Origin of the sequence: Prauserella aidingensis (assembly GCF_024171865.1) — a bacterium.
Classification (GTDB): domain Bacteria; phylum Actinomycetota; class Actinomycetes; order Mycobacteriales; family Pseudonocardiaceae; genus Prauserella; species Prauserella aidingensis.
Genome location: NZ_JAMTCN010000004.1, coordinates 181,193 through 194,461 on the forward strand (window position 1 = coordinate 181,193; position 13,269 = coordinate 194,461).

Below are 13,269 nucleotides of genomic sequence, written 5' to 3' on the forward strand. Positions count from 1 at the left end.
GATGCGCTGTGACCGAGCAGGCTCGTAGTCCGATCGCCGCGTTCGACCACCACTCCCCGGAACACGCGGCGGATCCGGTCGGCACCTACCGCGCACTCCGCGCCGAACATCCGGTCGCCTGGACCGAAGCGCACGGCGGGTACTGGGTCCTCGGCGACTACGCCAGCGTCTTCGAGGCCTCGCGCGACGACGATCTGTTCTCCTCCGCGCGACACGAATCCGGCGGCGAGGGCCTGGCGATCGTCATCCCGAAGGCGCCGACGGCGTTCCACATCCCCATCGAGCTCGATCCCCCGACCTTCCGCGGGTACCGCAAGATCGTGAACAAGGTGACGGCGCCCGCGGCGGTCAAGAGACTCGACCCCGTGATCGACCGCTTCGTCACCGGGTTCATCGACGAGATCATCGAGAGCGGCGAGGCCGACCTCGCCTTCGTCGCGGGCGTTCCCGCCGCGGTCACCGTCGACTGGCTGGGCCTCGACGCCTCCGAGTACAAGCGCTATGTCGACGCGATGCACACCCTCGTGTCGGCGGCACCGGGATCCGAGGAGTACAACCACGCGCGCGACATCGCGGTGCCGTGGGTCGAGAAGACGGTGCGCGCCCACATCGCGAAGCGGCGCGAGAACCCGACCGACGACGCCACCAGCGAGTTCATCCTCGCCGAGATCGACGGCAGGCCGATGACGGACGACGAGATCTACTCGATCCTCGAACTCCTCATCTCCGGCGGCGTCGGCACGACCGCCTCCCTGGTCACGCAGTCACTGGTGTGGCTGTACGAGAACCCCGAGGAGCGACAGCGGCTCATCGACGACCCGAGCCTGCTCGACGCCGCGGTGGAGGAGTTCCTCCGGGTGTTCTCCCCGACGCAGGCACTCGCGCGCACCATCACGCGCGACGCCGAGTTCCAGGGCGTCCACGTCCACGCGGGCGATCGCGCGCTGCTGAGCTGGGCATCGGCCAACCGCGACCCGGAGCAGTTCGACGAACCGGACCGGGTCGACATCACGCGCTGGCCCAACCGCCACATGGCGTTCGGCCTCGGCGTGCACCGCTGCGCCGGTTCGCACCTCGGCCGGGCGATGGCGCGCGCGATGATCAGCCAGGTGCTGGAGCGGATGCCGGACTACGAGGTGGACCTCGACGGGCTCGTCACCTATCCGGACCAGGGCACCAACGCCGGGTTCCACTCGATCCCGTGCCGGTTCACCCCGGGGAAGCGCCGCGGGGAGCCGTTGTTCGGCTCGCGCCGATGACCCGGATCGTCGTCGCCGGTGCCGGGCTGGCGGCCGCTCGCGCCTGCGCAGCCCTGCGCCGCACGGGTTTCGACGGCGAACTCGTCGTGCTCGGCGCGGAGCCGCATCCGCCGTACGACCGACCACCGCTGTCGAAGGCCGTGCTCAGGGGCGATCGTGACGACGCGCCGCTGCCGTTCGACGTCGACGCGCTCGGCGTCCGGTTCCGGGCGGGCGTGACGGCCACCGGGTTGAACACCGCGGAACGGGTCGTGCGGACCGACGGCGGCGACGAGCCCTACGACGGCCTACTGCTGGCCACCGGCGCCGAACCGGTGCGCCTGCCGGGCGACGGCGAGCAGCTGACCGTGCGCACGCTCGACGACGCGATCGCGCTGCGCGCCCGCCTCGCCGCGGGGGCGCGCGTCGTGATCATCGGGGCGAGCTGGATCGGCGCTGAGGTGGCCACGGCGGCCCTCGCGGCCGGCTGCCGGGTCACATGTCTGGAAGCAGGCGTCGCTCCCCTGTCGGCCGCACTGGGCGGCGAGGTCGGCGCGCTGCTGACCCCGTGGTGGGCCGACGTCGACCTGCGGCTCGACACCAAGGTCGCGTCGGTCGACCCCGGCGGTGTGCTGCTGGCCGACGGCTCAATCGTGCCCGCGGACGTCGTCGTCACCGGCATCGGCGTACGGCCCGCGACCGGCTGGCTGACCGGGTCCGGACTCGAGCTCGGCAACGGGGTGCACGTCGACGAGCACCTGCGCACCTCGGCGTCCGGCGTGGTCGCCGTCGGTGACCTCGCCGCACGCTGGTCACCCCGGACGGGCGCGCGCCTGCGGGTCGAACACTGGGACGAGGCGGGCGCGGCCGCGTCGGTCGCCGCCCGGGTGCTGCTGGCCCACATCGCGGGCGGCTCCGATGCGGACCTGCCCGGCCACGATCCGGTGCCGTACTTCTGGTCCGACCAGTTCGGCCGCAAGGTGCAGTACGTCGGCCACCACGGCCCGGCGGACCGCGCCGAGATCGACACGAGCGACGAGGGGAAGCCGGCCGTGCACTGGTACGCGCCGGACGGCAGGCTCACCGCGTGGCTCGGGGTGAACCGGATGAAGGAACTCGCCGCCGCCCGGAAACAGATCGCCGAGGCGACGCCCCCGCTCCCCTGACCGACCGCGTCCTGCACCCGGTACCCCGTGTCCTGCACTCAGCCGTTCCCGACCACCACGCCGCTACGACGTGCCACGGTAGCCCTCTCGCCTGGCACGGACTCCCGCGTCGAGGAGACGGTCACTGAGTTCCCACAGCCGCGCGGCCAACTCGGGATCGACGGCGTGGGGCACAACCGTCGCCGGCGGCTCGGTCTCGGTGGCGAAATCCAAGGGACGCGGATCCTCGTCGCGCGACCACCGGCGGTCCAGTTCGACGGCGAACAGGACGTTGGCCGCCTTCGACCGGCCGTACGCGAGCATGCCCAGCTCGTCGTAACCGTCGGCGACGCACCGCACACCGGAACCCGGTGATCACCCGGCGGGCCGTTCCAGGAAGTCGGCGAACGAGCGGGATTCGAGCCCCCGCAAGGGTTGCACGATCTCCCTACCGACGTGGGCGAGGTACGCCTCGGTCTGCTCGGCGTCCATCCCTGGCCAGTGCGGGCGCACCAGCAGCGGGCCGACCGGGAGGGCCGCCGCGATGTCGGCCACCTGCTTCCGGCACGCCTCGGCATCACCGAGGATCACGTGGTCGCGCACGGTGTCGCCGAAGTTGCGCACCTCGTCGTCGCCGAGCAGCGTCATGCCGCGTCCGGCGTAGGCCTCGTACTTGCCCCGCGCGACCGCGGCGAACCGCGAGACCGCGTCGTCGAAGTCCTCGCCGATCATCAGCTCCCGCCGCAGCGGCAGCGGGTTCAACGGCAGGCCCCGGCTCGTGCGTTCGGCCGCGTAGGTCCGGATGAGCGCGTCGACCTGGTCGATCGTCTGTTGCGGCGTGATCGTCCAGACGTCGCCGTGCCGTGCCGCCCGCCGCACGCCCGTCTCCCGCATCGCACCCAGCCACACCGGTGGCCGCGGTTGCTGCAGCGGATGCACGTGCGTCGGCAGGTCGTCGATCTGCCAGAACCGGCCCTGATGACTCACGCGGTCGGACGACCACAGTTTCGTCATCACCTCGATCAGCTCCTCCAGCAGCCGGTAGCGCTGGCCGAACGGCACGCCCATGGTGGCGTACTCCTGCGGCAGGTAGCCGGTGCCGAGCCCGACGACCAGTCGCCCACCGGTGACGACGTCCAGTGTGGCCAGTTCCTCACCGAGCACCACCGGATGGTGCACGGGTCCGATGAGGACGGTCGTGCCGATCGTGACGTGGTCGTCGAGTTCGGCGGCCAGGCGAGCCAGCAGTGGCACGGGCTGGAACCAGCGGAACCCGTCGTACAGGAAGTGCTGACCGATCGTCAGGTACGTGAAGCCCGCCCGCTGTGCAGCCTCGGCCTTGCGCAGCATCAGGTCGAGGTGTTCGCGGGCCGACGACGCGACCGGTTGGTCACCCATCAGGATGCCGAATTCCACGGTTCCTCCTTCGGTTACCGCTGCGGGGGATTGGCTACTTGGCCGTCATGCCACCGTCGACGGGGATCGTCACACCGGTCACGAAGCTCGCCATGTCGCTGGCGAGGAACAGCGCGACCTGGGCGATCTCCTCCGGCTGGGACGGGCGGCCCATCGGGATCTGGGCGAAGAACGCCTTCTTCCGCTCGGCCAGCTCCTCCTCGGTCTCGGTGCGGAAGAACGCGGGCAGTCCGGGGGTGTCGACCGATCCCGGCGCGATGGCGTTGACCCGCACCCCGTCCTGCGCGAACGCGAGCGCCAACGAGCGGACCAGCGCGATGATGCCGCCCTTGGTGAACGAGTACAGCGGGCTGTACGGCGAGCCGACCAGTCCCGAACTGGAGCTGGTGAAGATCACCGACGCGTTGCCCGAGGCCCGCAGCGCGTCGGTGAGGTAGTTGGTCAGGTAGAAGCTCGCGCGGGCGTTGATCTCGATGAGCGCGTCCCAGTCCTCGACCGACAGGTCCGTGCCCGCCGCGCCGGGAATGCCGACGTTGTTGTACAGCACGTCGAGCGACCCGTGGTCCGACCGCACCCGCTCGGCGAGCGACTTCAGCGCGTCCAGGTCGCGGACGTCGATGACCTCGGCACGCGCACTGCCGCCCGCGCCTTCCACGGCGCCCACGACGTCCTTGGCGGCACCGCCGTCGACGTCGACGACGATCACGTGCGCTCCCTGTGCCGCGAAGGCCTCCGCCGCGGCGCGGCCCATACCCGAGCCGCCTGCGGTGATGAGCGCGGTCCTGTTCTTGAGCAGCATGACGAGAACTCCGATCTACGGATGGTGGTCCACTGTGGAAATTCCGGTGTCGGCGGCGATCAGGTCCCCGGCGGACGGGTCACGCCTGCGAGCGGCCACTGGATGTGTTTGACCTCGAAGAACTCGGCGAAGCCGTCCTCACCGAGTTCGCGGCCGACGCCGCTGCGGCCGGGCCCACCCCACGGCGCGTCCGGGCGCATGCCGGCCCCACCGTTGATCGTCACCGTTCCGGACCGCACTCGTTCGGCCACGGGCATCGCCTCGTCCAGCGGGCCGAAGACGTTGGCGGCCAGGCCGTACGACGTCGCGTTGGCGATCCGCACCGCCTCGTCCACGTCGGAATACGGCAACGCGATGGCGATCGGGGCGAACAGTTCGGTCTGTGCGATCGGCGCGTCGACGTCGACGTCGGTGAGGATCGCCGGATTGAGGTAGTGACCGGCCGGCAGGTTCGGCCGCCCGCCGCCTGCGGACACCGTGGCGCCGGCAGCGACGGCGTCGGACACCATGCCCTCGACCTTCGCCCGGTGTTCTGCCGAGATCACCGGTCCGACGACCGTCTCGTCGGCCTGCGGGTCGCCGACGGCGATCGTCTCGATGAACGCGTCGGCCTTCTCGCAGAACTCGTCGAGGCGGTCCCGGGGCACGAGCACCCGGCTCCACGCCGCGCAACCCTGGCCCGCGTTGCGCGCGAACCGCAGGATCGACGGGCCGACCGTCGAATCCAGGTCCGCACCGGGCAGGATGATGTTGGGGCTCTTGCCGCCGAGTTCGAGCACGGCCTTCGACAGCGATCCGAGCGCCGACTGCGCTATGACCTGCCCGCCCACCGCGTCGGAACCGGTGAACGACACGAGGTTCACGTCGGGGTGCCCGGTGAGCCGCTTACCCACCTCCGGACCGCCGACGACGAGGTTCACCACGCCCGGCGGCAGGTCGAGTTCCTCGATCAGCTCGAACACGCGCAGTGTCGTCTGCATACCCTGCGGCGACGGCAGCACCACGGTGGTGCACCCGCTTGCGAGGGCCCCGCCGAGCTTCCAAGCGAGCAGGTTGATCGGATAGTTGTACGCAGGCAGCGCGGCCAGCACGCCCGCCGGTTCGTAGCGCAACAGACTCGTCGACAGCACGGGCTTGTCGTAGAGCGGCAGCGCGTGCGAGTACCCGCCGCGCGGTCCCCGTTCGGCCATCTCTGCGTACCACCGCAACGCCTCGACCGGCCCGCCGACCTGCATGCCGCGGGCGGCCCCGATGGGCGTGCCGACCTCGTCGGCGATCAGCCGCGCCAGCGGTTCGGTGTTCTTCTCGAGCAGGTCGGCCAGCCGGCTCACCACGCGCGCGCGGTCCTTCGGCCCGTACGCGCGCCAGGCGTCGCCCTCGAACGCGGCCCGCGCGCTCGCGACCGCGGCGTCCACCTGCTCCGGCGAACTCAGCTGCGCGGTGCCGACCGCCTGCTCGGTCGACGGGCTCCACGAGGTGTAGGTCTCGCTGGACTCCCCGTCGCGCCACGCGCCGTCGATGTAGGTGCTCTTACTTCGCGTGTCCAGGCCACTCATGCCGGCTCCTTCGTCCTCGTTGACTCGCCGCTGACCGCTGGAGGATCGTAGGCACCCCGTGCGGCAGTGCGACAGTTGTTGTGTTGCCGGAAAACTTCGGGTACGGGTCCATCACCTGCCACGGGCGGCCCGGAACGTCCGCACCGCGTCCCTGTGGTCGTCGGTGTCGAACAGCAGCGCGGTCGCCTCCACCGACTCGGCGAAACCGCCCGCCGTGTCACGGTTGACGAACGCCTTGCCGACCCGCACCGCGAGCGGCGGGTGCGCCGCCATGTCACCCGCCAGTTCCACGGCCCGCTCGCACAGCTCGCCGTCGGGATGCACCTCCTGCACCAGGCCGATGCGCTCGGCCCGTGCGACATCGACGTCCCTGCCGCTCAACGCGAGATAACGCGTCCAGTGCCTGCCGAGGACGTCGGGACCGCGCACGATGCCGTAACCCGGCATCAGCCCGACGGTCGGTTCCTTGAACGCGAACCGCGCCGACTCCCCCGCGAGCACCACGTCGCTCGCGAGCGCCAGTTCGGTGCCGCCGCCGTAGGCGATGCCGTTCACCGCGGCGATCACCGGCACCGCGCACCGTTCCACGGCGTGGAACGCGTCGTACACGAGCCGCAGGTGAGACCGTACCCGCGCGACGTCCCCGTCCAGGCCTGCGAACATGTCGATGTCGCCACCCGCGGAGAACGCCCGGCCCGATCCGGTCAGCACGACCGCCCGCACGTGGTCCTCGTCGCCATGGCCGAACGTCTCCATTACGTCCCGCAGCTCCCGGAACCACGGCTGGTCCATCGCGTTGAGCTTCTCGGGACGCGCCATCGTCAGCACGACCACGCCGGGCCGCGGTTCGGTGCGCTCGAACCGGGTGAGCTCAACGGCCATCGTGGCCCGCCTCCCGGTCGAACGTGCCCGGCGGCACGCCGTCGGCCCGCAGCTTGTACTTCTCCACCCGCTGACTCGGCGTGAGCGGCAACGCCTCGACCACCCGTACGTATCGCGGGACGGCGAACGACGTCAGCCGCCCCTCGCAGTGCCGGAGCAGCGCGGCCGGGTCCACCCTCGCCCCGTCGGCGGGCACCACCGCGATCATCACGTCCTCCTCGGACAGCGCCGACGGAACGCCGTACGCCGCGACGCCCGCCACCGACGGGTGCTCGGCCACGACGCGTTCGACCTCCCACGACGAGACGTTCTCGCCGCGCCGCCGCACCGTGTCCTTGAGCCGGTCGACGAACGTCAGATAGCCGTCCTCGTCGAGGTAGCCGCGATCGCCGGTGTGGAACCACAGGTTGCGCCAGCTGCGGGCCGTTTCGGCGGGCATGCCGTGGTAGCCGTCGAACATCCACCCGGGCCTGCGCGGGCGGGCGACGATCTCGCCCGCCCGCCCGGGCGGCAGCGGTTCGTCGCGTTCGTCCACGACCGCCACCTCGTAGTTGGCCGACGCCTGTCCCGACGTGCCGATCCGGCGCCGCTGCGGTGGCATGTCGGTGACGATCGACACCTCGGTGCTGCCGAAGATCTCGGTGAGCCGAAGGCCGAACCGTTCCTCGAAGGCCGGGAAGATCTCCTGCGGACACGGCGCGCCGAACGCTGCCCGCACGGGGTTGTCGACGTCGTCGGGCCGCGGCGGCTGCGTGAACAGGATGCTCATCATCGCGCCCTGATAGTTGAACGCGGTGATGCCGTGTTCCCGGCAGACGTCCCAGAATCGACTCGCCGAGAACCGCCGGTGCAGCACCAGGTCCGCGCCCGCCTCGAGCGCGGCCATGACACTGCAGTATCGGGCGTTGCTGTGGAACAGGGGGAACACGCTGTAGAGCCGGTCGTCGGGCGTGTATCCCATGAGCGTCACCGTGTGCCGGGCGAGATTCACATTGGCCTGATGGCTCAGCACCACGCCTTTCGGCGGCCCGGTCGTCCCGGACGTGTACAGGATCACCGCGGGGTCGCCCGGCGACACCGCGGCCGGTTCAGGCCCCGCCGTCGCGCCCGATTCCTCCACATCGGACAACCGGTGGCGGGTGACCCCTTCCGGCCACGGTGCCGCGTCGACGGAGCCGTCGCCCGGGTCGCCCCCGTCGACGTCCCCGCCGACCACGACGACGTGGCGCACGGAATCCGGCAGGCACTCGCGCACGGCAGCCGCGTAACGGGCGCCGCACACCACGGCGGCGGCACCGGAGTCGGCCAGGTAGTAGCTCAGCAGGTACGCACCCGCCTCCGGGTTCAGCGGCACCTCCACGATGCCGCGCCGGGCCAGGCCGAACCACACCGTGAGGAACTCGGGGCACGCGTCCAGCACGACACACACCCGTTCGCTGCGGCCGATGCCGAGTTCCGCGAACCCGGCCGCGACCCGGTCGGCCCGGGTGTCCAGCTCGCGGTAGCCGATGCGGTCGTCCTCGATCCGCACGCCGGCGCCCGCGGGCGCCGCCGCGGCGGCCTCCGCGAGCCAGTCGCCCAGGGTGCGTGCGGCCGTCCGTGGGCGCGCGGCGGAGTCGGCGGCCGCAGGGTGTTCGGCGGGCCGGGTGGAGGCGGTCATGCCGTACCCTCCTCGGCGAGCGCCGCGTCCCCGAGCAGTGCGTGCACCACCGACGCGTCCCGTCGTAGCTCCTCGGCGTCACCACTGCGGACGACCTCGCCCCGCGCCACGATCGACACCGTGTCGGCGACCGCCAGGCCCGCGTCGACGTTCTGCTCGACCATCAGCACACCGATGCCGGAATCGGCGATGGCACGGACCCGGTCCAGCACCGTGTCGACCATGCCCGGGGCCAGACCCATGGACGGTTCGTCGAGCAGCATCACCCGCGGCTGCGCCATCAACGCCCTGCCGAACGCCAGCATCTGCTGCTCACCACCCGACAGCAGGCCCGCGGGCATGTCCCGGCGCTCCGCGAGAATCGGAAACCGGTCGTACACCCCGTCGGCGAGGGCGGCGACCCGTGACCGGCCCGCCGTGTACCCGCCGATGCGGAGGTTCTCGCCCACCGACAACGGCGCGAAGATGCGCCTGCCCTCCGGGACGAGACTGACGCCGTCCCGCACGATCCGGTGGGGCCGCTTCCCGAGCAGCTCCGCACCGTCCAGGCGCACCGAACCACCACCCGCGGGCTGCAGACCGCAGATCGCGCGCAGGCTCGTCGACTTGCCCGCACCGTTCGCGCCGAGCACGAGCGTGATCCGGCCGGCCTCCGCCAGTAGCGACACCCCGCGGACCGCGTGCACCGGCCCGTAACGGACGTGCAGTTCGGAGACGTCAAGCATGTGCCCTCCCCTGCTTTCCCAGGTAAGCCTCCTGCACGGCCGGGTGCCGCACGACCGCCTCGGGCTCGCCGTCGGCGATCAGCTCCCCGAAGTTCATGGCGAACAGGTGGTCGCAGGCCTCGACCATCATCTGCACGTCGTGCTCGATGAGCAGCTGGGTCAGCCCCTCGCCGCGCAGGTCGCCGAGCAGACCCGTGATGTCGTCGCGTTCCTGCCGGTTCATGCCCGCCGTCGGCTCGTCCAGCAGCAACAGCGTCGGTTCGCTCGCAATCGCGCGGGCGATCTCCACGCGCCGCTGGTAGCCGTACGACAGCTCGTCCGGGCGGTGCCGTTCCTTGCCCGCCAGCCCCGTGCGCTCGATGGCGACGCGTACCCGTTGCCGGGCCCGGCTGCGTTCGGCCTTGCGCGCCGCGCCTGCTGACTCCGCACCGAGCGCGACGTTGTCGAACACGGTGCGGCCGGGCAGGATCCGCACCGTCTGGAACGTCCGCGCCACACCGCGCGCGGCGATCGTGTGCGGCCGCACCGTGTCGTAGCGCCTGCCGTCGAACTCGAGACTGCCCCGCGTGAGCGGGACGAGCCGGGTCAGTGCCGCCAGCAGTGTGCTCTTGCCCGAACCGTTCGGCCCGAGGACGCCGAAGATCCGTCCCGGGGTCAGTGCGATCGACACGCCGTCGACCGCCTTCACACCTCCGAAGTGGACGGCCACGTCGTCGGCGCGCAGGACACTCTTCGCCGGGGCCGTGCCGGCGGCGTCCTCGATCGCGGCCGATGCCATCACGAATCACCTCCCACGCCGGCCGCCGCGGGGTGCGGTGACGGCCCGTCCGGCGGCGTGTCGGCCGCCTCCCGTCGTTTCCTGCGGTACTTCCGGTAGCCGTCCACGGCGGCACCGGTGACGCCGCCGGGCAGGTACACCGCGGCCGCGGCGACGAGCACGCCGTACACGACGTCCTCCCATTCGCCCACGAACGCCAGCACCTCGGGCATCCACACGAAGATCACCGTGCCGACGAGCGCACCGATCCAGGAGCGCGATCCGCCGACGATGATGATCGTCAGCGCCAGCACGACGAGGTGGAAGTTGATGTCGTCCGGGGTCACCGTCGACCGCAACAGCACGGTCATCGATCCGGACAGCCCGCCGAGCACTCCGCTGACGGCGAACGTGGCGCGCCGGTACCGAGCGACGTCGATGCCCATCGCCGCGGCCAGCTCGGGATCCTCCCGGACCGCCTCGACGCGACGTCCCAGCGGGCCGATCTCGGTGAACGTCAGCCCCGCGACGACCACGGCGGCGACGGCGAGCAGGTGCCCCGTGTCGAGCATCCCGAGTGCGCCGAACAGCCCCGCCGCACCACCGGTGAGGTCGCCGCCGTTGACCACGAGAACCGAGATGATCAGCGTGAACGCCACGGTCGCCATCGCCAGGTACAACCCGGTGAGCCGCTGGATCAGCAGGCCGAGCGTGTACGCCACGACCCCGCCCGCGACGGCGGCCAGGAGGATCGCCGTCGCGGTCGACAGTCCGTAATGGACCATGCCGATCGCCGCGATGTAGCCGCCGATGCCGTAGCAGCCGACGCCGGCGAACGAGAACACCCCGGCGCGCAGCGGGACCTGCACGCTCAGCGCCAGCAGCAACGTTGTCAGCGTGCTCTGGATGAGCACGATGTGGGAGAAGTACCAGTCGATCATGTTCGCCGCACCTCCTTCCTGCCGAACAGGCCCTGCGGGCGCAGCAGCAGCACGACGAAGATCAGTCCGAAGGAGACGGCGTCCACCCAGGTTCCCTGGTTCATCGCCAAGACGAACGTCTCCGCTCCCGCGAGTACGAACGCGCCCACGATGACGCCGCCCATGCTGCCGAGACCGCCGAGTACGACGATCGCGAACGCCTTGATGAGCAACTGGTCGCCGCTCGCGGGCGAGATCGCGCCGAGCTGGAACGTCAGCAGCGCTCCGGCGAGCCCCGCGAGGGCTCCCGACGTCGCCATCGTGCCGAGCGCGAGCGTCGACCGGTCGACACCCATCAACGAGGCCGTCTCGGAGTCGACACCGATGGCCCGCAGGGCCAGTCCCTGCCGCGACGTCGCCAGCCAGCGCCACACGCCGACGCCGATACCGATGCCGGCGACGACGATCACCAGCACGGTCGTCGTCATCCGCAGTCCGAGGACCTCGAACACCTGCGCCTGATAGGTACTGCCCCGGAATCCGAACGGCGCGCTCGCCGTCACCCGCTCGGCGATCGCCAGGGGAATGGCGGCGACACCGATCCCGCCGATGAGGATGCGCAGCTCCGCCGACCGGTGGTCGGTGGCCTTGCGCATGATCGGCCCGAACGCGAGCACCTGGGTCAACGTCGCGATGAGCGCACCCGCCGCGACGGCGACCAGCACCACGGCAGGCATCGGCATCGCGACGTGCTGGGTCACCACGTGGGCGGTGAACGCCGAGAACATGAACGTCGCACCGTGGGCGAAGTTCAGGATCCCGATCGTGCTCCACGCCAGCGCCATGCCGAGCGCGAACACAAGGTACACCGAGCCCAGGGCCACGGCGTTCAGGATGTGCTGTGCCACGGCCGGCACCTCCCTCCGGCGTAGGGGTCGAGTCCGCTGCGGCCGGTCATGACGCACCGCCGTCCGACACGAGCTCCTCGCTGGTGCCGTTCCAGCGCACGAGCACACCCGGCACCCGCATGTCGTTGCCCTCGAAGGTGAGCTCGCCCATCACTCCCTCGAAGCCGTCCTTCGCGACCTGCTGCAGTCCGCGCTTGATGCCCTCGCGACTCGCCGACCCGGACTCCTTGATCGCCCGCGCCAGCCACCACATGCCGTCGTAACCCTCGGCGGCGTAGACGTCCGGCTTCCGCCCGAACCGTTCCCGGAACGCCGCCACGAAGTCCCGGGCCTTCTCGCTTGTCAGCGCCGGGGAGAAGTCGGTCGGGTAGATCACGCCTTCGCCGTGTTTGCCCGCCTCCGTCAGGTTGCCGCCGCCCTGCACCGACGTCCCCATGACCTGGCCGTCGTAGCCTGCCTGGCGCAGCTGTGTCAGCGCGGTGACCGACTGCGGTTCGGTCAGCAGCATCACGACCGCGTCCGGGTCCTCGCCCGCGATCGACCGCACGGGGGTCGTGAAGTCCTGCGTGGTCGACTGGACCGGAGTGCTGGACACGATGTTCAGCCCGTGGCGATCGGCCTGTTTCGGGAACGAGCCCTCGCCGATCTCCGCGAACGTCGGATACGTCGCGTTGTACAGCACGCTGACGTCGCGGAGCCGCTTCTCGGCGAGGTATTCGGTCGCCAGGTGGTAGTACGACGCCATCGGGGCCGTCGCCCGGAACGTGTAGTCGTTGATGACCACGCCGTCGGAACCGGCCTGCGTGAAGATCGTCGGCACCTGGGCGCGTTCCACCATCGGCGCGACCGTCGCGGCCTGCTGTCCCTGGGTCGGTCCCATGATCGCGTGCACGGTCCGGTCGGCGGTCGCCTGCGCCATCTCGGCCGACGCCGTCTCGATCGACCCGGCGGTGTCGATCTCCTCGATGGTCAGCTTCACGCCCTCACCGAGAAAACCGGAGCGGTTGATCTCGGAGATCGCGAGCTTGCCGCCGCGGGCGCCGCCGATGCCGGCGTAGGCCACCGGTCCGGTCTGGTCACGCACGCCGAGCAGTCTGATCTCCTTCGGAATACCTTCCTGCGTGGCGATGCCGCCCTGCGCCGCGTCGCAGCCGCTCATCACGACCGCGGCGACGGCCACGAGGGCGCATGCGGTGGCGCGCCGCAGCCGGCGCCACCGGTGGGGAACCCGCATGCTCGTCCTCCTGCCTGTGTCGGTGGGGA

Annotated in this window: 13 protein-coding genes; 2 read left to right on the top strand and 11 right to left on the bottom strand. The window is 71.0% G+C overall.

Annotated elements, in window-relative coordinates; genetic code table 11:
- Window positions 1-8 precede the first annotated feature (8 nt).
- Window positions 9-1,259 carry a cytochrome P450 gene (locus tag LY13_RS25895; protein WP_253827419.1) on the top strand — a complete coding sequence of 417 codons (1,251 nt, stop codon included), beginning with the start codon at window positions 9-11 and terminating at the stop codon, window positions 1,257-1,259.
- Entirely contained in the window at window positions 1,256-2,404 is a 1,149-nt protein-coding gene (locus LY13_RS06790) for an NAD(P)/FAD-dependent oxidoreductase (RefSeq protein WP_253827420.1), read from the top strand. Before LY13_RS25895 ends, LY13_RS06790 begins: the two co-directional genes overlap by 4 nt.
- Window positions 2,405-2,467: 63 nt before the next feature.
- On the opposite strand, the gene LY13_RS06795 is transcribed toward LY13_RS06790, so the two are convergent.
- The 11 genes from LY13_RS06795 to LY13_RS06845 all read right to left on the bottom strand — a co-directional run bounded on the left by LY13_RS06795 (window position 2,468) and on the right by LY13_RS06845 (window position 13,240).
- Entirely contained in the window at window positions 2,468-2,743 is a 276-nt protein-coding gene (locus LY13_RS06795; protein ID WP_253827421.1) for an SDR family NAD(P)-dependent oxidoreductase, read from the bottom strand.
- Between the two features lie 15 nt (window positions 2,744-2,758).
- Window positions 2,759-3,799, bottom strand: a complete 1,041-nt coding sequence (locus tag LY13_RS06800; protein WP_253827422.1) for an LLM class flavin-dependent oxidoreductase — start codon at window positions 3,797-3,799, stop codon at window positions 2,759-2,761.
- 34 nt (window positions 3,800-3,833) lie between these two features.
- Window positions 3,834-4,598 (bottom strand): SDR family NAD(P)-dependent oxidoreductase, encoded by a 765-nt coding sequence (locus LY13_RS06805; RefSeq protein WP_253827423.1) that lies wholly within the window; start codon window positions 4,596-4,598, stop codon window positions 3,834-3,836.
- 59 nt (window positions 4,599-4,657) lie between these two features.
- Entirely contained in the window at window positions 4,658-6,154 is a 1,497-nt protein-coding gene (locus LY13_RS06810) for an aldehyde dehydrogenase family protein (protein WP_253827424.1), read from the bottom strand.
- A 111-nt stretch (window positions 6,155-6,265) separates the two neighbouring features.
- Complete coding sequence (locus LY13_RS06815; RefSeq protein ID WP_253827425.1) at window positions 6,266-7,036, bottom strand: enoyl-CoA hydratase/isomerase family protein; 771 nt, start codon at window positions 7,034-7,036, stop codon at window positions 6,266-6,268.
- The gene (locus tag LY13_RS06820; protein ID WP_253827426.1) at window positions 7,026-8,696 is read right to left on the bottom strand and encodes an AMP-binding protein; all 1,671 of its coding nucleotides are present in this window, start codon (window positions 8,694-8,696) and stop codon (window positions 7,026-7,028) included. Before LY13_RS06820 ends, LY13_RS06815 begins: the two co-directional genes overlap by 11 nt.
- Window positions 8,693-9,421, bottom strand: coding sequence for an ABC transporter ATP-binding protein (locus LY13_RS06825; RefSeq protein ID WP_253827427.1), 729 nt, complete (start codon window positions 9,419-9,421; stop codon window positions 8,693-8,695). Before LY13_RS06825 ends, LY13_RS06820 begins: the two co-directional genes overlap by 4 nt.
- Entirely contained in the window at window positions 9,414-10,199 is a 786-nt protein-coding gene (locus LY13_RS06830) for an ABC transporter ATP-binding protein (protein WP_253827428.1), read from the bottom strand. Before LY13_RS06830 ends, LY13_RS06825 begins: the two co-directional genes overlap by 8 nt.
- Window positions 10,199-11,119, bottom strand: coding sequence for a branched-chain amino acid ABC transporter permease (locus LY13_RS06835; protein ID WP_253827429.1), 921 nt, complete (start codon window positions 11,117-11,119; stop codon window positions 10,199-10,201). Before LY13_RS06835 ends, LY13_RS06830 begins: the two co-directional genes overlap by 1 nt.
- Window positions 11,116-12,006 carry a branched-chain amino acid ABC transporter permease gene (locus LY13_RS06840; protein WP_253827430.1) on the bottom strand — a complete coding sequence of 297 codons (891 nt, stop codon included), beginning with the start codon at window positions 12,004-12,006 and terminating at the stop codon, window positions 11,116-11,118. Before LY13_RS06840 ends, LY13_RS06835 begins: the two co-directional genes overlap by 4 nt.
- 46 nt (window positions 12,007-12,052) lie before the next feature.
- Entirely contained in the window at window positions 12,053-13,240 is a 1,188-nt protein-coding gene (locus LY13_RS06845) for an ABC transporter substrate-binding protein (RefSeq protein ID WP_253827431.1), read from the bottom strand.
- Window positions 13,241-13,269 lie beyond the last annotated feature (29 nt).